The organism is Bacillus sp. RB3, from assembly GCF_030164735.1.
Taxonomy (GTDB): Bacteria; Bacillota; Bacilli; order Bacillales; family Bacillaceae_G; genus Bacillus_A; species Bacillus_A cereus.
On sequence record NZ_JASNGE010000001.1, the window covers coordinates 1 to 22,231 of the forward strand.

Genomic DNA, 22,231 nt, shown 5'->3' on the forward strand with positions numbered 1-22,231 from the left:
AAACTCTCCAATAAAGTTAGTTTGTCTAGCATCTAAAATAAAAATTGACGTTTCACGTTGTTTGTTTCGTTTAGTTTTCAAAGTTCAACATCGCGTTTCAGCGACTTTTATAATATATCATAGTATATTATTTTCGTCAACAAGTTTTTTCGATAAGTTGTATCTCTCATTTGCTGACTCTGCCTATTATATAGGCTTTCTCTTCCCTATGCAAGTATTATTATAAAAAAATAAAGAGAGGGAAAATCCCCTCTCTTATTCTTCTGAAGAAACCTCTTCACTCGTTTCTTCCTCTTCATCTTTTTGTGCTTTTGCTACCGTCGCTACCTCTTGGTCTTCCTCTAATCGAATTAGACGAACACCTTGTGTATTACGTCCCATTTGGGAGATTTGATCAACCGGCATACGAATAATAACGCCTGCCGCTGTAATTAACATAATATCTTCTTCACCTGTAACAGATTTAACAGCTACTAATTTACCGTTCTTATCTGTAATGTTACAAGTTTTCAGACCTTTACCACCGCGGCTTTGCAGACGGTATTCATCAATCGGTGTACGCTTTCCGTAACCATTTTTCGTTACAATTAGAACATTTACATCCTCTTCGACAATTTCCATACCTACAACTTGGTCTTCATCGCCCAACGTAATAGCTTTAACACCTGCAGCATTACGTCCCATAGAACGAACATCTTGTTCATTGAAACGAATTAGCATACCGTTACTTGTCCCGACAATAATATCCTTATCACCCGATGTTAAACGTACAGATATTACCTCATCCTCTTCACGAAGAGAAATTGCAATTAAACCATTTGTACGTATATTTGCAAATGATGAAAGTGGCGTTCTCTTAGAAACCCCTTGTTTTGTCGTAAAGAATAAGAACTGATCGTCACCAAATTCACGAATCGGAATAATAGCGTTAATCCACTCACCCTTATCTACCCCTAATAGGTTAATAATTGGTAGTCCTTTTGCAGTACGACTATACTCTGGAATTTCATATCCTTTCGTACGGTATACTTTACCCTTGTTTGTAAAGAATAAAATATGATCATGAGTAGACGTTGTTAATAAATGTTCAACAAAGTCATCATCATTCGTACCCATTCCTTGCACACCACGTCCCCCACGGTTCTGTGTTTTGTACGTAGAAGCTGGTAACCTCTTAATATAACCGTTATGAGTTAACGTAATCGCAATGTTTTGTTCAGGAATTAAATCTTCATCTTCAATAAATTCCATACCGCCAATTGTAATTTCTGTTCGTCTCTTATCATTGAAACGCTCTTTTACTTCTGTTAATTCTTCACGAATAATCTCAAGAACTTTTTCTTCATCTGCTAAAATCGCTTTTAATTCAGCAATTAACTTCATTAAGTCTTGATATTCTTGCTCAATTTTTTCACGTTCTAATCCAGTTAAGCGTTGCAGACGCATATCTAAAATCGCTTGCGCTTGTTTCTCACTTAAACCAAAACGTTCCATTAAGCCTTGCTTGGCAATATCTGCCGTTTTTGAACTACGAATTAACGTAATAACTTCATCAAGATGATCTAAAGCAATTCGTAATCCTTCTAAAATATGAGCACGTGCTTCTGCTTTTTCTAATTCATAAGCAGTACGTCTACGAATTACTACCTTCTGATGCTCTAAATAATGATATAGATTTTGTTTTAAATTTAGTACTTGTGGCTCCCCATTTACAAGAGACAACATATTAATACCGAAACTTGTTTGAAGCGCTGTATGTTTATATAGATTGTTTAATAGTACGTTTGCATTAGCATCACGACGTACTTCCATGACAATACGCATACCATTACGATCTGATTCATCACGTAAATCTGTAATACCTTCAATTTTCTTATCGCGAACTAATTCTGCGATTTTTTCAATTAATCGTGCCTTATTAACTTGATAAGGTAGTTCAGTTACGATAATAGATTGTTTACCGTTTGACTTCTCTTCAATTTCAACCTTAGCACGAAGCATAATGGAACCGCGACCTGTTTCATAAGCTCTTCGAATTCCACTTCTTCCTAAAATTAAACCTGCCGTCGGAAAGTCTGGACCGGGAATGTATTCCATTAATTCCGCGATAGTAATATCAGGATTATGACTTAATGCCAGCACACCATCAATTACTTCGCCAAGCTGATGCGGCGGTATATTTGTTGCCATACCAACAGCAATACCTGTTGTACCGTTTACTAATAAATTAGGGAAACGCGCTGGTAGTACTATCGGTTCTCTTTCGGAACCATCATAGTTATCTTGATAATCAATTGTATTTTTTGAAATATCACGTATTAATTCCATAGAAATCTTAGACATTCTTGCCTCTGTATAACGCATTGCAGCTGCTGAATCTCCATCTACAGAACCGAAGTTACCATGCCCATCTACAAGCATATAACGTTGACTAAAATCTTGCGCCATACGTACCATTGTTTCATAAACGGCTGAATCACCATGAGGGTGATACTTACCGATTACTTCACCGACAATACGTGCTGATTTCTTATACGCTTTATCAGCTGTAATTCCTAAATCATTCATCGCATATAAAACCCTACGATGCACAGGTTTTAATCCATCACGAACATCTGGTAATGCACGAGATACGATAACACTCATTGCGTAATCTAAAAATGAGGTACGCATTTCATGACTAATATTAATTTCTCGAATTCGTGCTTGTTGTTGATTGTCTGACATCAACGAGCACCTCCTCTTACATTTCCGTTACACATACATTGATTTATATGTAGAAGACAGGAATACTTAGATTCCCGTCATTACTCATTTAAATATCAAGGTTCTTCACGTATTTTGCATTCTCTTGGATAAAGTTACGACGTGGCTCTACTTTATCTCCCATTAAAATTTCAAATGTTTCGTCTGCTTCAATTGCATCTTGAAGGGAAACTTGAAGTAATGAACGTACTTCTGGATCCATTGTCGTCTCCCATAGCTGAGTTGGATTCATTTCCCCTAGACCTTTATAACGCTGAATCCCTGGCTTAGGTTGGGCCGGTAATTCTGCTAAGATTTTTTCAAGTTCCTTATCGTTGTAAGCATATTGAATTTTTTTACCTTGTTGTATTTTAAACAACGGCGGCTGTGCAATATAGATATAACCACACTCAATTATTTGACGCATATAACGATAGAAGAACGTTAATAATAGGGTACGAATATGTGCACCATCAACATCGGCATCGGTCATAATAATAACCTTATGATAGCGTGCTTTTTCAATATCGAAGTCTCCACCAATATTTGTACCAATCGCCGTAATAATTGTACGAACTTCATCATTTGATAAAATCTTATCTAAGCGTGCCTTTTCCACATTAATAATTTTACCCTTCAGCGGTAAAATTGCTTGGAAATGACGATCGCGTCCTTGTTTTGCAGATCCACCCGCAGAGTCACCCTCTACGATGTAAATTTCACTAATTGCTGGATCTTTCGAAGAGCAATCAGCTAATTTACCAGGTAAACTTGAAACTTCTAACGCACTCTTTCGACGTGTCAATTCACGCGCTTTTTTCGCAGCTACACGTGCACGTGCAGCCATCGTACCTTTTTCTACAATTTTTCGCGCTACATTAGGATTTTCTAGTAAGAACTTTTCAAACGCCTCTGAGAATACAGACTCTGTAATTGTTCTCGCTTCACTATTCCCAAGTTTTGTCTTCGTTTGTCCTTCAAATTGTGGATTTGGATGCTTAATTGATACAATTGCTGTTAAACCTTCACGAACATCCTCGCCAGTTAAATTACTGTCCGCATCTTTTAAAATGCTATTTTTACGACCATAGTCGTTGATTACACGAGTTAAAGCTGTTTTAAAACCTACCTCATGTGTACCACCTTCATACGTATGGATGTTATTCGTAAATGAGTAAATATTATTTGTGTATCCCTCGTTATATTGAAGAGAAACCTCAACCTGAATACCATCTTTTGAACCTTCTACGTACACAGGCTCTTCATGAATCGGTTGTTTTGAGCGATTTAAATGCTCAACGTATGATTTAATTCCACCTTCGTAATGGAATTCTTTCTTTTGCTTATGTTCACGTTTATCTTCAATTGTTAATTTAATATTACGATTTAAAAACGCTAATTCACGCATACGAGTTGCTAGCGTATCAAAATCGTATACTGTTGTTTCTTGGAAAATTTCCGGATCTGGTTTAAATCGAGTTATTGTTCCTGTTTGATCTGTGTCACCAATGACTTTTAAATCCGCAACCGGAATACCTCTTTCGTATTTTTGGTAATGGATTTTACCTTCACGATGTACAAATACTTCTAATTCTGTTGATAGAGCATTTACAACCGATGCCCCAACACCATGTAAACCACCAGAAACTTTATAACCGCCACCGCCAAATTTACCACCGGCGTGGAGAACAGTCATAATAACTTCTACAGCTGGACGTCCCATTTTTTCTTGTATACCAACCGGAATACCACGCCCATTATCCGTTACACGAATACTATTATCTTCTTCGATACTAACATTAATTTCATCACAATAACCTGCAAGTGCTTCATCAATACTATTATCTACGATTTCCCACACAAGATGGTGAAGCCCTTTTCCACTTGTAGATCCAATATACATACCAGGGCGTTTCCGAACTGCCTCTAGTCCTTCAAGCACCTGTATCTGACTTTCATCATATGCATTTTCTTGCATTTGCTTTTGTTCCATTGACACAAAGATCACCTACTTTTCCATTTAAACAGGGGTTATTCCCTATCTATTTCACAATCTACAGTGCCGTTCGTTACATGAATTGTTTTCGCTTCTTTTAATGTTTCGTGTTCAATTCCGTCGACACTCGTCGTTGTAACAAATGTTTGCACTTTTCCTTGAATTGTATTTAAAAGATGTGATTGACGATAATCATCTAATTCTGATAAAACATCATCCAACAAAAGGATTGGATATTCTTTAACCTCTGAATAAATCAATTCAATTTCAGCTAATTTTAGGGATAGTGCGGTTGTTCGTTGTTGTCCTTGCGAACCAAAGACTTGAACATTTTTACTATTAACGAAGAATTGTAAATCGTCACGATGAGGACCGATTAAAGTCGTACCACGGAAAATTTCACGTTGTTTCACAGATTGAAAACTTTCATAGTATACTTCTTTTATTTTCGACAAATCCATTGATTCTGATACATCTACACTTGGTTTATAGACAATTTCTAACTCTTCTAATCCACGGCTTATACCTCGATGAATTGGAGCTGCCCATTCCTGTAGCAAATGCAAAAATTCAAAACGTTTTTGCAGTATTTTCGCACCATGCTCAATTAGTTGAAGTGTAAATACATCCAACATCGTTTCCTCATTCTTACTATTCCCTTGCATTTTTTTCAACAAGTGATTTCGTTGCGTGAGCACCTTTTGATATTGACTTAATTCATACAAATATACAGGAGCTATTTGTCCTAATTCCATATCTAAAAAGCGTCTTCTTACTTGAGGGCTTCCTTTTACAAGATTTAAATCTTCTGGGGCAAACATGACAACGTTCATCACGCCAATATATTGACTTAACTTTTGTTGTTCAAGTTGATTTAATTTTGCCTTTTTACCTTTTTTCGAAATATTTAATTCCAAAGACAAAGAACTGTTTCTTTTTTGTAATTTCCCCTTTATTTGACCAAAATCTTCATCCCAGCGGATAAGTTCGCGATCATTAGAGGTTCTATGAGATTTCGCCATCGCTAAAACATAAATAGCTTCCATCAAATTTGTTTTCCCTTGTGCATTTTCGCCGATAATTACATTTACCTTATCTTCAAAGGAAAGCTCTAATTTTTCATAATTGCGATAGTTTTTTAATTGTATTTCTGAAATAAACAAAGGGCTCCCCCTTTATGCCTGAACTTGGAAAGTTCCGCTTCCTGGAATTTCAATAACATCATTCGCATATAGTTTGCGACCTCTTCTATTTTCAAGTTCGTTGTTCACGTACACTTCATATTCTTGTAAAAACCATTTTACAGCGCCACCTGTATCAATTACATCAGCTAACTTTAAAAATTGTCCTAGTGTAATATACTCTGTTGAAATTTTAATACGTTTCATAAAATCGCTCACTTTCTGAAAGTGTTCATTCTTTCATTGTACTAAATAAACTAGCATTAGGAAAGTAATACCCAAAAATCAAATAAGGGCCACTAGCATCTTTAAACTAGCAACCCTTATTCCTTACCTAGTAAGTACGAACCGGTAAAATTAATTGAATAATTGAATCATCATTTACTGTACGAATTAAGAACGGTCTCATTGCCCCAGTAAAGCTAACTTTAATCTCTGTACTATCCAAAGCTTTTAATGCATCCATCATATATTTTGCACTAAAAGATATTTTTAACTCTTCTCCATCTACTTTTTCGCATTGTACTTCTTCGACAACTTTTCCGATTTCTGGTGAATTCGAAGAAATCTCTAGCATTTCTTGCTCTAAAGTTGATAATTTAACAACGTTATTGCGGCCATCTCTTGCTAATAGTGAAGCACGATCAATTGCTTGTAGGAATTCTTTTGTATTTACAAAAATATCCGTTTTACTCTCTGCTGGAATTAAACGTGTCGTATCAGGATAATTTCCTTCTAACAATCTTGAGAAGAATAATAAATGTTTTGTACGGAATAATACTTGATACTCCGTAATAACGATATCTACCATTTCTTCAGACTCATCTAAAATTTTACTTAATTCATTTAAGCTCTTACCTGGAATAACAACATTAGCTTGGAATTCATCTGCAATGTTATGTCCTTCAATTTTTGCTTTTCGAAGTGCCAGTCTATGACTATCTGTTGCAATACAAGTTAACTCGCTGTTATATACCTTCCAGTTTACACCTGTCAAGATCGGTCTTGTTTCAGAAGTAGAAACTGCAAATACAGTTTGTCTGATCATATGCTTAAGTAAATCTGTTGGTATCTTAAATACATGATGTTCTTCAATCTGTGGCAATAACGGATATTCTGCAGAATCTAAACCATTTAAGTTAAACTCTGATTTTCCAGATTTTATTTTTGTCATAAAATGATTTTCTACAGAAATTTCGACAGTGTCTTTAGGTAGTTTTTTTACAATCTCACTAAAATATTTTGCCTGTAAAACAATGCTTCCTGATTGAGCAATTTCTACGATTTCTTTTCCATCTTCTTCGACTGGAATAAACGATTCAATAGAAATATCAGCATCGCTTCCTGTTAATGTAACCCCTTCTTCAGTAGCTACAACTTTAATTCCCGTAAGGATGGGGATTGTTGTACGAGAAGAAACTGCCTTCATTACATCTTGTACACCTCTTACAAGATAGTCTTTTTGTATTGTAAAACGCATAAAGAAAAACCTCCGGTAAGTATAAGATTTTATTTAATTAATAAAGATAAAAAAATAGTAGTAATAGTAATAGGGCTTGTGGATATGTGGATAACTCCTATAAAGGATGTAAAAACAGTCTATCTACATGTGGATAGACTGTGCGTAAAACAAGGTAAGTTATTCACACTATTCAGCTACTACTTTAAAATACCATTAATTTCTTCAACTTGCTTTTGTAATTGCGTATCGGTTTTTAGTAGTTTAGAGATTTTTTCATGGGCATGGATAACTGTTGTATGATCACGTCCACCAAATTCTTCACCTATTTTTGGTAAAGAGGAATCTGTAAGCTCGCGCGATAAATACATTGCAATTTGGCGAGGAAACGCAACTGATTTGGTACGTTTTTTCGCTTTAAAATCTTCTAATTTCACTTGATAAACATCCCCGACAGCTTTTTGAATATCATAAATAGAGATAATTTTTGGCTTAGAATTTGGAATAATATCTTTAAGTGCTTCAGCTGCTAAATCAGCATTAATATCTTTATTAATTAAAGATGAATAAGCTACAACTCGGATAAGTGCACCTTCTAATTCACGAATATTTGAATCAATTTGATTTGCGATATAAAGCATAACTTCATTTGGTATATCAAGCCCTTCAGCTTTTGCTTTTTTGCGTAAAATCGCAATTCGTGTCTCTAAATCTGGCGGCGTAATATCTGTAATAAGCCCCCATTCAAAGCGGGAACGAAGACGATCTTCTAAAGTCGGAATTTCTTTTGGTGGTCGATCACTAGAAATTACAATTTGTTTACTTTCTTCGTGTAATGCATTAAATGTATGGAAAAACTCTTCTTGAGTTTGTTCTTTTCCAGCAAGAAATTGAATATCATCTATCAATAAAACATCTACGTTGCGATATTTATTACGAAAATCAACAGCCTTATTATCACGAATAGAGTTAATAAATTCATTTGTAAATTTTTCTGATGATAAATATACAACTTTTGCATTTGGATTATGTTCAATTACATAATGACCAATTGCGTGCATTAAATGCGTCTTTCCAAGCCCAACTCCCCCGTAAATAAAGAGTGGGTTATACGCTTTAGCTGGCGCCTCGGCTACAGCTAATGAAGCTGCATGGGCAAAACGGTTACCAGAGCCGATAACAAATGTATCAAATGTATATTTTGGATTTAACATGCTCTGTGGTAAATGAGCTGAATCATCTTGTGCTGGATTCGGCTTAACTGGAGGCAGATCAATATCCTCTTCAGCTTGACTTTGAGGAATAATAAAGCGAATTGCTAATTTTGCCCCTGTTAAATCGTATAGTGTTTCTGAAATTAGTTCGGAGTAATGAGATTCTAGCCAGTCACGAGCAAATTCATTTGGAGCTGTAATCGTTAATACGTCTTTCTTCAAGTTATGAGCCGTTGTTGATTTTAACCATGTCTCATAACTAGGCTTGCTTACCTTTTTTTCTAATTCTTTTAAGGCACTATTCCATAAATCAGAGATATTTTCCAAAGGTGTCCCTCCTTTACTAAGATGGTAAAAGAATAAGGTTGCGCAACAAATGTACAACCCAATAAATATAAAATGTATATTTATACGAAACGTATTTTAAAACCTAAAAACGTCGTTTGTATATGAGATAGGGTTTTCGACAAAAAAAGCAAATGTGGACAACTATTTACCCACATGTGATTAAAACTGTCCACATGTTATACACAAACTGTGGATAAAATAAAGGTGTGGAAAACTTATTCAAAGTGAAAACACAACTATAATATCAAAAAAAAGTGGCTATAGCAATGAATTTAAGAAAGTTATCCACAAAATCAATACCTTGTGGAATAAACTTGTCCACAACACGATATACTGTGTAAAAGTGCGAAAAAAGTTTGTGGATATAAAAAACGTGAAAAAACATTTATCCACAAGGAAATATAGGTACTGTGTAAAAGTATGTGAATAGGTTCAAAATGAATATTTGATGAAAATTTCTAGAACCATTGACATTTTCCTAGTTGATTAACTATAATTTATAGGACTGTCTTTAACAGATATTCCTCAGGGAGGTGTCATATAATGAAAAGAACTTACCAACCAAATAAACGTAAGCGCAGCAAAGTACATGGTTTCCGCAGCCGTATGAGCACAGCGAACGGACGTAAAGTGCTAGCAGCTCGTCGTCGTAAAGGAAGAAAAGTATTATCTGCGTAGACCACTGATCGTTCAGTGGTCTTTTTTTCTAATAATAGTGAATTTCCGCTGATGAAATACAGGAGTGTCAATTGATATGAAGAAAAAACATCGTATAAAGAAGAATGATGAATTCCAGGCGGTTTTTCAAAAAGGAAAATCAAATGCGAATCGTCAGTTTGTTGTATACCAATTAGATAAAGAAGAACAGCCAAACTTTCGCATCGGCCTTTCTGTTAGCAAGAAAATTGGAAATGCAGTAGTTCGTAATCGAATTAAGCGCATGGTCCGTCAGGCTATTACAGAGTTAAAAGATGAGATAGATTCTGGGAAAGATTTTGTTATAATAGCAAGGAAGCCTTGTGCAGAGATGACATATGAAGAAGTAAAGAAAAGCTTAATTCATGTCTTTAAACGCTCTGGTATGAAAAGAATAAAAAAGTAGCGTAAGGAAATGAATTACACTATATACATACCGAAACAAGGAGGAGCAGGCTTTGAAAAAGAAAATAGGTTTACTGGCCATGGTTATTACATTAATGGCAATTGCTACCGGCTGTAGTGAAACGGGTCAGCCGATTACATCGAAGAGCACTGGGATTTGGAATGAATATTTCGTATACCCGCTTTCTCAGTTAATCACGTATTTTGCGACATGGCTTGGTGATAATTACGGTTTAGCGATCGTTATTACGACCCTTATTATTCGTTTTGCATTATTACCATTAATGATTAAGCAAACGAAGAGTACGAAAGCTATGCAGGCGTTACAACCAGAAATGGTAAAGTTAAAAGAGAAATATAGCTCGAAAGACCAAGCAACACAGCAAAAATTACAACAAGAAATGATGCAGCTATATCAAAAAAATGGTGTAAATCCATTAGCCGGTTGTTTACCAATATTTGTTCAGATGCCTATTTTATTCGCATTTTATCATGCGATTATGAGAACATCAGAAATTAGTAAACATACATTTTTATGGTTTGATTTAGGACAGGCAGACCCTTACTATATCTTACCGGTTGTTGCAGCGATTACGACATTTATTCAGCAAAAGCTTGCAATGGCAGGAACTGCTGGTCAAAATCCACAAATGGCAATGATGATTTGGCTTATGCCGATTATGATTTTAATCTTTGCAATTAACTTCCCAGCTGCATTATCACTTTACTGGGTTGTTGGTAATATCTTTGGTATTGCTCAAATGTACTTTATCAAAGGGCCAGAGATTAAGGCTAACAAAGCTGGAGGCTCAAGCAAGTGAGTATAATTACTGCTAAAGGACAAACAGTCGAGCTGGCAGTAGAGGATGCTTTAAGGCAATTAAACACATCAAAAGATCGAGTAGATATAAATATTGTCGATGAGGGTAAAAGAGGGTTCTTAGGTTTATTTGGGAATCGTCCTGCAGTAGTAGAAGTTGTATTGAAGAAAGATCCAATTCAGGAATGTGAAGAATATTTAAGAAATGTTATTCACAATATGGGTGTGGAAGTTGAAATTAGTAAAATTGTAAAAGGACGCGAGATTGAATTTACAATTTCTGGTGATGATGTAGGAGTTTTAATTGGAAAAAGAGGTAATACATTGAACTCTTTACAGTATTTAACAAAACTTGTCGCAAATCGTAACACGAAGCAGTATATCGGTATTACACTAGATGCTGAAAATTATCGTAGTAAAAGAAAAAGTACGTTAGAATCACTTTCTTATCGATTAGCGAAACAAGTATTTAATACGAAAAAAAGAGTTATTTTAGAACCGATGCCATCTTTTGAACGAAAAATTATTCATCAGGCATTATCAAATCATCAAGGTATCAATACAACTTCTGAAGGAAATGAACCACATCGGCATGTTGTAATATCTCCTAAATGACCGGTTGCTCAAATGAGTGCCGGTTTTTTTGAGCGGAAAATAGATGTGGATAACTAAAAAACACTAAACTTATCCACTGTGAATAAGTTTAGTGTTTTTTACATGGGGATATAATAAAATGAGTTATTCTTCTTTTGTAGATAGGTTCGTTATGGTATCCTAATAATTTAGTGAAAGAAATAATCATGTTGAAATAGAGATAAATAAGCAAGTGAGGTGAAAGGACATGGAATTTGATACAATTGCTGCGATTTCCACAGCGCTTGGAGAGGGTGCAATTGCCATTGTTCGAGTAAGTGGGGATGATGCGGTTGAGAAAGTTAATCGTATTTTTAAGGGGAAGGATTTAACAGAGGTTCCTTCTCACACTATTCATTATGGTCATATTGTTGATTTAGATACAAATCAAGTTATTGAAGAAGTTATGGTGTCTATTATGCGCGCACCAAGGACTTTTACACGTGAAAATATAGTGGAAATTAACTGTCACGGTGGACTTGTTTCAGTAAATAAAGTATTGCAACTTATTCTAGCACAAGGAGTACGATTGGCAGAACCGGGCGAATTTACAAAACGTGCTTTTTTAAATGGACGTATCGATTTATCACAAGCAGAAGCTGTTATGGATTTGATTCGAGCAAAAACAGATCGTGCGATGAATGTAGCAATTAATCAAATGGAAGGGCGATTATCTAAATTAATTGGTCTTTTGCGTCAAGAAATATTAGAAACATTAGCTCATGTTGAGGTAAATATAGATTATCCAGAATACGATGATGTAGAAGAGATGACACATAATATTTTAATTGAGAAAGCGACGCATGTTCGTTCGGAAATCGAAAAAATATTAGAAACATCAAAACAAGGGAAAATTTTACGTGAGGGTATTGCTACAGCAATTATCGGTAGACCCAACGTTGGGAAATCATCGTTATTAAATAGTCTTGTTCAGGAGAAAAAGGCAATTGTAACTGATATTGCAGGAACAACTCGTGATGTTATTGAAGAGTACGTTAACGTGCGTGGTGTACCTCTTAAACTTATAGATACAGCCGGTATTCGGGAGACAGAAGATGTTGTTGAACGAATTGGTGTGGAACGTTCAAAAGAAATGATGAGCCAAGCGGATTTAGTATTAGTTGTTGTCAACTATAGCGAGGCTTTAACAAATGAGGATGAAGATCTATTCCGTGCGGTACAAGGAAAAGACTTTATTGTTATTGTGAATAAGACTGATTTACCGCAAGCGATTGATATGGAACGTGTTACAGAGTTAGCCGCGGGAAATCGTGTTATTACAACATCCTTAATTGAGGAACAAGGAATAGATGAACTCGAAAAGGCAATAGCTGATTTATTCTTTGAAGGAACAATCGATTCTGCAGATATGACATATGTTTCTAATGCGAGACATATTGGATTATTAACACAAGCAGGAAAAACAATCGGTGATGCAGTTGAGGCGATTGAAAATGGTGTACCAATTGATATGGTACAAATTGATTTAACAAGAACGTGGGAAATACTTGGTGAAATTACTGGGGACACAGTGCATGAAAGCTTAATTGACCAGTTGTTCTCTCAATTTTGTTTAGGAAAATAATATAGTGAAGTTGTAGAAAGATAGAGATTATTAGGAGGAATAAACAATGGGATACAATGCCGGTTCATACGATGTCATAGTAATCGGTGCAGGTCATGCAGGATGTGAAGCTGGTCTTGCGGCAGCACGAATGGGCTCAAAAACATTAATGTTAACAATTAACTTGGATATGGTAGCATTCATGCCATGTAACCCTTCTGTTGGTGGACCAGCAAAAGGGATTGTTGTTCGTGAAATTGATGCATTAGGCGGAGAAATGGGACGTAATATTGATAAAACTCATATTCAAATGCGTATGCTAAATACAGGTAAGGGACCAGCCGTACGTGCACTTCGAGCGCAAGCTGATAAATTCTCTTACCAACATGAATTAAAGAAAACAATTGAAGAAACACCAAACTTAACGTTGTTCCAAGGAATGGTAGAGCGTTTAATCGTTGAAGAAGGTGTATGTAAAGGGGTAGTTACACAAGCTGGTGCAGAATATACAGCAAAAACAGTTGTAATTACAACTGGAACATTTTTACGCGGCGAGATTATCATGGGCGACTTAAAATATTCAAGTGGTCCAAATAACCAGCAACCGTCTATTACATTATCTGAGCATTTAGAGGAGCTTGGATTTGATCTTGTGAGATTTAAAACAGGGACACCTCCTCGTGTAAACAGTAATACAATTGACTACAGTAAAACAGAAATTCAACCAGGTGATGATAAGCCACGTGCATTCTCTTTTGAAACAACGAAATTTATTATGGATCAAATTCCATGTTGGTTGACATATACAAGTACAGAAACACACCGTTTAATAGATGAAAATTTACATCGTTCAGCTATGTATTCTGGTATGATTAAAGGAACAGGTCCTAGATACTGTCCTTCTATTGAAGACAAAGTAGTAAGATTTAATGATAAACCACGTCATCAAATTTTCTTAGAGCCAGAAGGGCGTAATACACAAGAAGTATATGTACAAGGTTTATCCACAAGCTTACCAGAAGATGTACAACGTGACATGCTTAGAACAATTCCAGGCCTAGAAAATGTTGAAATGATGCGTACAGGTTATGCAATTGAATATGATGCAATCGTGCCAACACAACTATGGCCAACACTTGAAACGAAAAAGATTAAAAATTTATATACAGCAGGACAAATTAATGGAACTTCTGGTTACGAAGAGGCGGCCGGACAAGGGCTTATGGCTGGAATTAATGCAGCATGCCGTTCTTTAGGTAAAGAAGAAGTTGTTTTAGGTCGCGAGGATGCTTATATTGGCGTCTTAATTGATGATCTTGTAACGAAAGGTACAAATGAACCATATCGTTTATTAACGTCTCGTGCAGAATACCGTCTATTATTACGCCACGATAATGCTGATCTTCGTTTAACTGAAGTTGGTCGTAAAATTGGATTAATTAAAGAAGAGCGCTATGAGCGATTTACAAATAAAAAATTACAAATTGAACAGGAAAAGGAACGTTTAAGCAGCATTATTATTAAACCACGTCCTGAAGTTCAAGAATTAATTCGCAATATTGGCGGAAGTGAATTGAAAGATGGAATACGTGCAAGTGACTTATTACGTCGTCCAGAGATGACATATGAGCATATTCATCTTTTAGTACCAAGTGAAGTAGAATTAAGTGATGAAGTTAAAGAACAAGTTGAAATTCAGATTAAGTATGAAGGATATATTGAAAAATCTTTACAGCAAGTAGAGCGTATGAAGAAAATGGAGAATAAAAAAATCCCTGTAGATATTGATTATGATGCGATTTCTAGCATTGCTTCAGAAGCTAGACAGAAATTGAAAGATGTTCGTCCACTTTCAATGGGGCAGGCTTCACGTATTTCTGGCGTAAATCCAGCGGATATTTCCATTTTACTTGTGTATATAGAACAAGGAAAAATTGCACGCGTATCGAACCAATAAATAGTAAGGAGATATTGCTAGATGAACATAGAACAATTTCAATCTATGCTAGAAGAGAAGGGAATCACCCTCTCTTCTAGACAGTTAGAGCAGTTCAAAATCTACTTTGAAACATTAGTAGAGTGGAATGAAAAAATGAACTTAACGGCTATTACAGAAAAAGAAGAAGTATATTTAAAACACTTTTTTGATTCCATTACAGCTGCTTTTTATTATGATTTTTCAAAACCATTCTCAATTTGCGATGTTGGTGCAGGGGCTGGATTCCCAAGTATTCCTTTAAAAATTTGTTTCCCGCATTTAAAAGTAACAATTGTAGATTCGTTGCAAAAACGTATTAATTTCTTAAATCACTTAGCACAAAAGTTAGAATTAAGTGATGTTGCATTTTGTCACGATCGTGCTGAAACGTTTGGGAAAAAAGAAGGTGTACGTGAATCATACGATATTGTAATGGCACGTGCAGTTGCGCGTCTTTCTGTATTAAGTGAGCTATGTTTACCGCTTGTAAAAGTTGGAGGAACATTCATTGCAATGAAAGGTGCAGCAGCAAACGAAGAAATTGAAAATGGCAAGTATGCTTTAGAGGTGCTAGGCGGAGAGTTAAAAGAGATGTCTACGTTCCAATTACCGTTTGAAGAGAGTGAACGTAATATTTTATTAATCGAGAAAAAGCGCAAGACACCAAAGAAATATCCACGCAAACCGGGAACACCCAATAAATTACCTATTGAAAAATAAATCTTATTAGACGTAAGATTAAATTATATAAATGAAAACGTAAATGTTTCATAGGAAACATTTTATGGAGAATAGTCAATAGGCCTAAAAGGTGGTGGAATATGTATGAAAAATACGTTTTCTCGTTTATTTGGCTTTGGAGATAAAGAGAGCGAATTCGAATTACAAGACGAAAGCCATGAAGAGATAGATAAAAAGGTATATGAAGAAATACAAGAAATTCCGATAGTAAATATTACCCCTAACCGTTATCAACCAAGAACAGTTTTTGATGATGCACGTATTGATGAGCTAGCATTAACAATTCGTACACATGGACTTATTCAGCCGATTGTTGTAAGGCAATATGAGGATGATAAGTACGAGATTATTGCTGGAGAAAGACGTTTTCGCGCGGCAACAAAGTTAGGTTGGGAAAAGGTTCCTGCAATTATAAAGAACTTAAATGATACAGAGACAGCTTCTGTAGCTTTAATTGAAAACTTGCAACGTGAGGAACTAACGGCAATCGAGGAAGCTGTGGCATATCAAAAGCTGATTGAGTTACATAATTTAACACAAGAAGCATTGGCACAACGACTTGGAAAAGGACAATCTACAATCGCAAATAAGTTGCGATTGTTAAAGTTGCCTGAAGAAATAAAAAGTGCATTATTAGAAAAAAGCATTACAGAACGTCATGCCCGCGCTCTCATTCCTTTAAAAAATGAGGAATTACAACTGAAAGTTTTACAGGAAATTGTGGAGAAACAACTAAATGTAAAGCAAACAGAAGAACGAATTGCGAAGTTACTAGAGGAAGCGAAACCGAAGCGTAAGGCAAAGCAAAAAGCAGTAAGTCGAGATACGAGGATTGCTATGAATACAATTAGACAATCTTTACAAATGGTTACTGAAAGTGGTTTGAATGTTAATTCTGAGGAAGAAGAATTTGATGAGTACTATCAAATTACAATTAAAATTCCAAAGAAAAAATAATAATGACGTGCTAGAGACCTTATCCTATTGGAGAGGTCTCTTTTACTATATTTTCTTGTTAAATGAAGAAGGAGTTTAGAAATAAATTTTGAAGTTTAATAAAGGACGTAAAAGAAAAAGTTTTATTTCATGTTACAATAAACGTAATTGTTACTAGAATAAGATAGAAAGGTTGAAAGTAGGTGACATCATGGGAAAAATCATTGCTATTGCTAATCAAAAAGGCGGTGTTGGAAAAACAACAACATCTGTTAATTTAGGGGCTGGATTGGCGCAAGTAGGTAAAAAAGTCCTTCTTGTAGATATTGATGCTCAAGGAAATGCAACGACTGGTGTGGGAATTGAAAAATCTGAATTAGATCAATGTATTTACAACGTTCTTGTGGAAGATGCAGATGTTCAAGGGGTTATACAGAAAACCGCAACTGAAAACTTAGATGTTCTACCCGCTACAATTCAATTAGCTGGTGCTGAAATTGAATTGGTACCGACTATTTCCCGGGAAGTACGTTTGCAAAGAGCATTACAGCCAGTTCGTGATGAATATGACTATATTATTATCGACTGTCCCCCATCTTTAGGGTTATTAACGATTAATGCATTAACAGCAGCAGATTCTGTTATTATTCCTGTACAGTGTGAATATTACGCACTAGAAGGGTTAAGTCAGCTATTAAATACAGTTCGACTTGTACAAAAACATTTAAATAAAAATTTAGCAATTCAAGGTGTATTGTTAACAATGTTGGATGCCCGTACAAATTTAGGAATCCAAGTTATAGATGAAGTGAAAAAGTATTTTAGGGATAAAGTATATCGCTCGATTATTCCGCGTAATGTACGCTTGAGCGAGGCTCCAAGTCATGGGAAACCTATTATGCAGTATGACGCTAAATCAAGAGGAGCAGAAGTATATATAGATTTAGCAGAGGAAGTGATTGCAGGTGGCTAAAGGATTAGGAAGAGGAATTAATGTGTTTTTTCCTGATTTAGATGTGAAAGAAGAGGAAACAATTCAGGAGATTCTTGTAACTGAATTAAGGCCGAATCCATATCAACCGCGTAAACACTTTAATAAAGAGGCGATTCAGGAATTAGCAATTTCGATTAAGGAACACGGTATTCTACAACCATTAATTGCTAGGAAGAGCATTAAAGGATATGAAATTGTTGCAGGTGAAAGACGATTTCGTGCTGCGAAAGAGGCTGGTTTAGAAAAAGTACCTGCGGTTGTAAGACAATTAAATGAACAGCAAATGATGGAATTTGCTTTGTTAGAAAACTTACAACGAGAAGATTTAAATCCTATGGAAGAGGCAATGGCATACCAGATGTTAATGAATGAGCTAAATGTAACGCAAGAACAATTAGCGAAACGTCTTGGTAAAAGCAGACCTTACATTGCAAATTATACTAGGTTATTAAGCCTACCTTCTTTCGTACAAGATATGATTGCAAATGGTCAACTTTCAATGGCTCATGGGAGAACTTTACTTACGATAAAAGATGAAGAACAATTGAAGTCCTTATTGAAACGCATTGAAAAAGAAGGATTAAATGTTCGTCAATTAGAGAAAATCGTCCAAGAGATTAATCAACACGTTTCACGTGAAACAAAAAAAGTGAAAAAAGAGCGAAATATATTTTTCGTAGAACGTGAAACGTTCTTAAGAGAAAAGTTTGGCACAGATGTGAAAATTAAAGAGACGAAAAAAGAAAAAGGTAAAATCGAAATTGAATTTTTTAATAAAGAAGATTTAAATCGTATTTTAGAACTATTAGCACAGAAAAATTAAAAAGCAAACCATCTTATTATTTATAGATGGTTTGCTTTTTTTAATGCGGATAATTTTTGATCCGTCTCTTTTATACTTTGTGCGATTACATCAGCCATTTTCATGACTAAACTTAATCTTGTATTTTGAAGAACGAAAAACTCCATAAACCCATTTAGATTGACGATACCGTGTATGTGCAAATCACCAACTGCAGGTAATTTCTTATTCATAGCAGCTCCAGGTTTACTAGGTCCCTTTCCAGTAGTGATTGATCCGATATTTTGGGACTTTCCTAAACATGCATCAACAGCAATTATAAATGCAGTAGGATATTCTTTCTGTATATTCTGAATTTTCTCTTCTAAATTTAGCGCATGTACTGGCTCATCTAGTGTACCGAATACTTGGAGGTTTTGGATGTCTATTTGTTCAAGTTTTGTACCAACTAATGGGCCGAGTGCGTCACCTGTAGAGCGATCTGTGCCGATACAAACGAGAATGAGTGGTATATTAGTTTTAATAGGAATATGGGTAAGTAAGAAATTACTGATTATCTCGGAGGCTTCTAGATCTTGGTGCATAACGTTTTGAGTTTCTTTCTCAAAAAATGGTAAGCGAAAACTTCCAATATTCATGAAGCACCCATCCTTTTAATAAATTTTCAATATATGTTATATGGTGAGGAAAATGGAAAGTTATAAGTGCGTAATTTTTGCAAAATGTGAATGAAAACGGAAATAATAGTACTAGTATATATATATTCGTTCCATTTTATACCTGGATGTCGGGGATAAAATAGGATTAAAATCATAAAATTTTTTCAGCAATTAGGGGACTTCTGATACAATAATAAGGGTAACTAAAAAGAAATTTTAGCTAGAGAGGTAGAGGTACATGGATTTATTAGCGAAGTGGTTTAATTCTATGAAACAGTATTTATTAGATGCTGATCGTTGGGCTCATATTGGAGTTGCGACATTAAAAATATGTATTATTTTAACAATTGGTGCAGTTGTTGTGCGAATTGCAAGAGCGGTTGTACGAAATGCGTTTCGCATGGGAAGTCGTTCTCCAATTCAAATTTCAGAACGTCGTACAGTTACAGTAGCGAAATTACTTGAAAATATTGTAGCGTACGTTGTTATGTTCATTATGCTAATTGCGATTTTAGGTGTGTTTGATATTAATGCATCAGGTTTATTAGCGGGTGCTGGGGTAATTGGTTTAGCAGTCGGATTTGGTGCTCAAAGTTTAGTGAAAGATGTTATTACAGGTTTATTTATTTTGTTAGAAGATCAGTTTTCGGTTGGCGATTATGTTAAAATCGGTCAATTTGAAGGAGTCGTTTTAGAAATTGGACTTCGTACAACGAAAGTAAAGAGTTGGACAGGTGAAATTCATACTTTACCAAATGGAAGTATTGTTCAAGTTACTAACTACTCAGTTAGTAATAGTGTAGCGTTTGTTGATGTATCTATTTCATATGAGGCTGATATTGCGAAAGCAGAGCAAGTTATTGAAGATTTATTAGTAGAATTACCTTCAAAGTACGAAAAAATGGTAACAACACCTCAATTATTAGGTGTGCAAACATTAGCTGCATCAGAAGTTATATTACGTGTTATTGCTGAAGTAGAACCGATGCAACATGCAGTTATTGCAAGGGCACTTCGTAAAGAGATTAAAAATCGTCTTGATTTACATGGAATTGAAATTCCATATCCACGTATGGTTTTATATAATCGTGAAGAATTAGTTAGTGGAAAAGCAATTTAGTATGGAGAGGAGTTTGGAGAGTGGAGCAAAAGGAATATAACTTGTATGATGTTGTGGAAATGAAGAAAGCCCATCCATGTGGCGAGAATCGTTGGAAAATTATTCGTATGGGAATGGATATCCGCATTAAGTGCGAGGGGTGTGACCATTCAGTAATGATTCCTCGAAGAGAGTTTGATCGTAAGGTGAAAAAAATACTTGTGAAGCACGAAGAATAGAGGGAGAGTAACAGTTATAGTAGGTAACTGTTACTTTTTTTCGTTTGGCGGAAACTTGTCATTTTTTTCGTTACTATCTATAATGATGAAAGATTGAGACATAGGAGTGAAAAATATGGGATTAACGGCTGGGATTGTTGGATTACCTAACGTAGGGAAGTCCACTTTATTTAATGCAATTACACAAGCAGGAGCAGAATCTGCGAACTATCCATTCTGTACAATTGATCCAAACGTAGGGATTGTAGAAGTACCAGATGAGCGTTTAAATAAATTAACGGAATTAGTAGAACCGAAAAAGACTGTTCCGACTGTATTCGAGTTTACTGATATTGCAGGTATTGTAAAAGGTGCTAGTAAAGGTGAAGGTTTAGGAAATAAATTCTTATCTCACATTCGTCAAGTAGATGCAATTTGCCAAGTTGTTCGTTGTTTTGAAGACGAAAATATTACGCACGTTTCAGGGAAAGTAGATCCAATTGATGATATTGAAACAATCAATTTAGAGCTAATTTTAGCGGACTTAGAGTCTGTTGATAAGCGTATCGAGCGTGTTGCGAAATTAGCAAGACAAAAAGATAAAGAAGCGGTATATGAGCATGAAATTTTAGTTCGTTTAAAAGAAGCTTTTGAAGAGGGAAAACCAGCTCGTACTGTTGAATTTACAGAAGAGCAGATGAAGGTTGTTAAAGGCCTTCATTTACTTACAACAAAAGAAATGTTATACGTAGCGAATGTAAGTGAAGACGATGTTATCGATCCTTCGGAAAATAAATACGTACAAATGGTAAAAGAATTTGCAGCAAATGAAAATTCTCAAGTAATCGTTGTATGTGCAAAAATCGAATCAGAAATCGCTGAATTAGACGAAGAAGAGAAAAAAGTATTCCTTGAAGAATTAGGAATTGAAGAGTCTGGTTTAGATCAATTAATTCGTGCAGCATATGACCTATTAGGACTTGCTACTTACTTTACAGCTGGCGTTCAAGAAGTACGTGCTTGGACATTTAAACAAGGAATGAAGGCACCGCAATGTGCTGGTGTTATTCATACAGACTTTGAGCGTGGATTTATTCGTGCAGAAACAGTTTCTTACGATGACTTAATGACAAACGGTTCTATGACAGCTGCAAAAGAAGCTGGAAAAGTACGTTTAGAAGGAAAAGAATATATCGTAAAAGACGGAGATGTTATGCACTTCCGTTTTAACGTTTAATTTAATATTTCCTAGGAAAAATAAAGATATGAGCTTGGCAAATATATTATATGTTTGCCAAGTTTTTTATGTATTGGTGAGTTGATTCATATAACTTACTATGATATAATCTAAACTCGTGAGTAATTACTATAAATTAATTGCTCCTTGCCCATTACGGGCCGTTTAGACCAAAAGGAGGTGAAAGTGTAATGAGAAAGTACGAAATTATGTACATCATTCGTCCTGGCGTTGAAGAAGAAGCTCAAAAAGCTTTAGTTGAACGTTTTGCAGGTGTTTTAACAAACAATGGTGCAGAAATCATTAACACGAAAGAGTGGGGTAAGCGTCGTTTAGCTTACGAAATCAACGACTTACGTGAAGGTTTCTACATGATCTTAAACGTGAAATCTAACGCAGAAGCGATTAACGAATTCGACCGTTTAGCTAAGATCAACGAAGACATCCTTCGTCATATCGTTGTTAAAGAAGAAGAAAAATAATTGATATATAAGGGAGAGTGGTTC

21 protein-coding genes are annotated in these 22,231 nt (G+C 35.4%); 14 read left to right on the top strand and 7 right to left on the bottom strand.

Translation table 11 applies throughout. The features are described 5' to 3' along the window. Positions 1-255 precede the first annotated feature (255 nt). From gyrA to dnaA, 6 genes are all read right to left on the bottom strand, one after another. Entirely contained in the window at positions 256-2,727 is a 2,472-nt protein-coding gene (gene gyrA, locus QO049_RS00005; protein WP_001282864.1) for a DNA gyrase subunit A, read from the bottom strand. Positions 2,728-2,815: 88 nt separating this feature from the next. Then, positions 2,816-4,738 carry a DNA topoisomerase (ATP-hydrolyzing) subunit B gene (gene gyrB, locus QO049_RS00010; protein WP_000435982.1) on the bottom strand — a complete coding sequence of 641 codons (1,923 nt, stop codon included), beginning with the start codon at positions 4,736-4,738 and terminating at the stop codon, positions 2,816-2,818. 38 nt (positions 4,739-4,776) lie between these two features. Continuing rightward, positions 4,777-5,904 (bottom strand): DNA replication/repair protein RecF, encoded by a 1,128-nt coding sequence (gene recF, locus QO049_RS00015; RefSeq protein ID WP_000470745.1) that lies wholly within the window; start codon positions 5,902-5,904, stop codon positions 4,777-4,779. Between the two features lie 12 nt (positions 5,905-5,916). Beyond that, a complete protein-coding gene (gene yaaA / locus QO049_RS00020; RefSeq protein WP_000821364.1) occupies positions 5,917-6,129 on the bottom strand; it encodes a S4 domain-containing protein YaaA in 213 nt (70 codons plus the stop codon). Between the two features lie 127 nt (positions 6,130-6,256). After that, positions 6,257-7,402, bottom strand: a complete 1,146-nt coding sequence (gene dnaN / locus QO049_RS00025) for a DNA polymerase III subunit beta (protein ID WP_001212884.1) — start codon at positions 7,400-7,402, stop codon at positions 6,257-6,259. 179 nt (positions 7,403-7,581) lie between these two features. Next, positions 7,582-8,922 carry a chromosomal replication initiator protein DnaA gene (dnaA, locus tag QO049_RS00030; protein ID WP_000428017.1) on the bottom strand — a complete coding sequence of 447 codons (1,341 nt, stop codon included), beginning with the start codon at positions 8,920-8,922 and terminating at the stop codon, positions 7,582-7,584. A 564-nt stretch (positions 8,923-9,486) separates the two neighbouring features. Between dnaA and rpmH the strand changes: the two genes are divergently transcribed. The 10 genes from rpmH (at position 9,487) to spo0J (ending at position 18,533) form a co-directional block, all read left to right on the top strand. Continuing rightward, complete coding sequence (gene rpmH, locus QO049_RS00035) at positions 9,487-9,621, top strand: 50S ribosomal protein L34 (protein ID WP_000831901.1); 135 nt, start codon at positions 9,487-9,489, stop codon at positions 9,619-9,621. Between the two features lie 76 nt (positions 9,622-9,697). Further along, positions 9,698-10,045 carry a ribonuclease P protein component gene (gene rnpA / locus QO049_RS00040; RefSeq protein WP_000726621.1) on the top strand — a complete coding sequence of 116 codons (348 nt, stop codon included), beginning with the start codon at positions 9,698-9,700 and terminating at the stop codon, positions 10,043-10,045. A 52-nt stretch (positions 10,046-10,097) separates the two neighbouring features. Beyond that, positions 10,098-10,865, top strand: a complete 768-nt coding sequence (gene spoIIIJ / locus QO049_RS00045) for a YidC family membrane integrase SpoIIIJ (protein ID WP_000726764.1) — start codon at positions 10,098-10,100, stop codon at positions 10,863-10,865. Continuing rightward, positions 10,862-11,479 carry an RNA-binding cell elongation regulator Jag/EloR gene (gene jag, locus QO049_RS00050; RefSeq protein WP_087955266.1) on the top strand — a complete coding sequence of 206 codons (618 nt, stop codon included), beginning with the start codon at positions 10,862-10,864 and terminating at the stop codon, positions 11,477-11,479. Before spoIIIJ ends, jag begins: the two co-directional genes overlap by 4 nt. Before the next feature lie 226 nt (positions 11,480-11,705). Continuing rightward, positions 11,706-13,082: a tRNA uridine-5-carboxymethylaminomethyl(34) synthesis GTPase MnmE gene (gene mnmE / locus QO049_RS00055; protein ID WP_000393769.1), complete on the top strand. Its 1,377-nt coding sequence runs from the start codon at positions 11,706-11,708 to the stop codon at positions 13,080-13,082. 46 nt (positions 13,083-13,128) lie between these two features. Continuing rightward, a complete protein-coding gene (gene mnmG, locus QO049_RS00060; protein WP_000541055.1) occupies positions 13,129-15,018 on the top strand; it encodes a tRNA uridine-5-carboxymethylaminomethyl(34) synthesis enzyme MnmG in 1,890 nt (629 codons plus the stop codon). A gap of 21 nt (positions 15,019-15,039) precedes the next feature. Then, on the top strand, positions 15,040-15,759 hold the full coding sequence (gene rsmG, locus QO049_RS00065) for a 16S rRNA (guanine(527)-N(7))-methyltransferase RsmG (protein WP_001019628.1): 720 nt from the start codon (positions 15,040-15,042) through the stop codon (positions 15,757-15,759). A 105-nt stretch (positions 15,760-15,864) separates the two neighbouring features. Further along, entirely contained in the window at positions 15,865-16,737 is an 873-nt protein-coding gene (gene noc / locus QO049_RS00070; RefSeq protein WP_000799016.1) for a nucleoid occlusion protein, read from the top strand. A gap of 190 nt (positions 16,738-16,927) precedes the next feature. After that, positions 16,928-17,689 carry a sporulation initiation inhibitor protein Soj gene (gene soj / locus QO049_RS00075; protein WP_000516114.1) on the top strand — a complete coding sequence of 254 codons (762 nt, stop codon included), beginning with the start codon at positions 16,928-16,930 and terminating at the stop codon, positions 17,687-17,689. Further along, positions 17,682-18,533 (top strand): stage 0 sporulation protein Spo0J, encoded by an 852-nt coding sequence (gene spo0J, locus QO049_RS00080; RefSeq protein ID WP_001051829.1) that lies wholly within the window; start codon positions 17,682-17,684, stop codon positions 18,531-18,533. Before soj ends, spo0J begins: the two co-directional genes overlap by 8 nt. A 20-nt stretch (positions 18,534-18,553) precedes the next feature. Here the strand turns inward: spo0J and yyaC are convergent, their stop codons facing one another. Beyond that, positions 18,554-19,150, bottom strand: a complete 597-nt coding sequence (yyaC, locus tag QO049_RS00085) for a spore protease YyaC (RefSeq protein ID WP_001020715.1) — start codon at positions 19,148-19,150, stop codon at positions 18,554-18,556. 259 nt (positions 19,151-19,409) lie between these two features. On the opposite strand from yyaC, the gene QO049_RS00090 reads away from it, so the two are divergent. The 4 genes from QO049_RS00090 to rpsF all read left to right on the top strand — a co-directional run bounded on the left by QO049_RS00090 (position 19,410) and on the right by rpsF (position 22,207). Then, complete coding sequence (locus QO049_RS00090) at positions 19,410-20,291, top strand: mechanosensitive ion channel family protein (RefSeq protein ID WP_000364815.1); 882 nt, start codon at positions 19,410-19,412, stop codon at positions 20,289-20,291. A gap of 20 nt (positions 20,292-20,311) precedes the next feature. Further along, on the top strand, positions 20,312-20,509 hold the full coding sequence (locus QO049_RS00095; RefSeq protein WP_000435485.1) for a DUF951 domain-containing protein: 198 nt from the start codon (positions 20,312-20,314) through the stop codon (positions 20,507-20,509). Positions 20,510-20,624: 115 nt separating this feature from the next. Next, positions 20,625-21,725 carry a redox-regulated ATPase YchF gene (gene ychF, locus QO049_RS00100; RefSeq protein ID WP_000524672.1) on the top strand — a complete coding sequence of 367 codons (1,101 nt, stop codon included), beginning with the start codon at positions 20,625-20,627 and terminating at the stop codon, positions 21,723-21,725. Positions 21,726-21,916: 191 nt separating this feature from the next. Next, on the top strand, positions 21,917-22,207 hold the full coding sequence (gene rpsF, locus QO049_RS00105) for a 30S ribosomal protein S6 (protein ID WP_001233778.1): 291 nt from the start codon (positions 21,917-21,919) through the stop codon (positions 22,205-22,207). Positions 22,208-22,231 lie beyond the last annotated feature (24 nt).

Excerpts from the sequence above, each read along its gene's own strand:
- gyrA (WP_001282864.1), bottom strand. The coding sequence starts at position 2,727 with ATGTCAGACAATCAACAACAAGCACGAATTCGAGAAATTAATATTAGT.
- gyrB (WP_000435982.1), bottom strand. The coding sequence starts at position 4,738 with ATGGAACAAAAGCAAATGCAAGAAAATGCATATGATGAAAGTCAGATA.
- yaaA (WP_000821364.1), bottom strand. The coding sequence starts at position 6,129 with ATGAAACGTATTAAAATTTCAACAGAGTATATTACACTAGGACAATTT.
- dnaN (WP_001212884.1), bottom strand. The coding sequence starts at position 7,402 with ATGCGTTTTACAATACAAAAAGACTATCTTGTAAGAGGTGTACAAGAT.
- rpmH (WP_000831901.1), top strand. The coding sequence starts at position 9,487 with ATGAAAAGAACTTACCAACCAAATAAACGTAAGCGCAGCAAAGTACAT.
- rnpA (WP_000726621.1), top strand. The coding sequence starts at position 9,698 with ATGAAGAAAAAACATCGTATAAAGAAGAATGATGAATTCCAGGCGGTT.
- mnmE (WP_000393769.1), top strand. The coding sequence starts at position 11,706 with ATGGAATTTGATACAATTGCTGCGATTTCCACAGCGCTTGGAGAGGGT.
- mnmG (WP_000541055.1), top strand. The coding sequence starts at position 13,129 with ATGGGATACAATGCCGGTTCATACGATGTCATAGTAATCGGTGCAGGT.
- rsmG (WP_001019628.1), top strand. The coding sequence starts at position 15,040 with ATGAACATAGAACAATTTCAATCTATGCTAGAAGAGAAGGGAATCACC.
- noc (WP_000799016.1), top strand. The coding sequence starts at position 15,865 with ATGAAAAATACGTTTTCTCGTTTATTTGGCTTTGGAGATAAAGAGAGC.
- soj (WP_000516114.1), top strand. The coding sequence starts at position 16,928 with ATGGGAAAAATCATTGCTATTGCTAATCAAAAAGGCGGTGTTGGAAAA.
- yyaC (WP_001020715.1), bottom strand. The coding sequence starts at position 19,150 with ATGAATATTGGAAGTTTTCGCTTACCATTTTTTGAGAAAGAAACTCAA.
- QO049_RS00090 (WP_000364815.1), top strand. The coding sequence starts at position 19,410 with ATGGATTTATTAGCGAAGTGGTTTAATTCTATGAAACAGTATTTATTA.
- ychF (WP_000524672.1), top strand. The coding sequence starts at position 20,625 with ATGGGATTAACGGCTGGGATTGTTGGATTACCTAACGTAGGGAAGTCC.
- rpsF (WP_001233778.1), top strand. The coding sequence starts at position 21,917 with ATGAGAAAGTACGAAATTATGTACATCATTCGTCCTGGCGTTGAAGAA.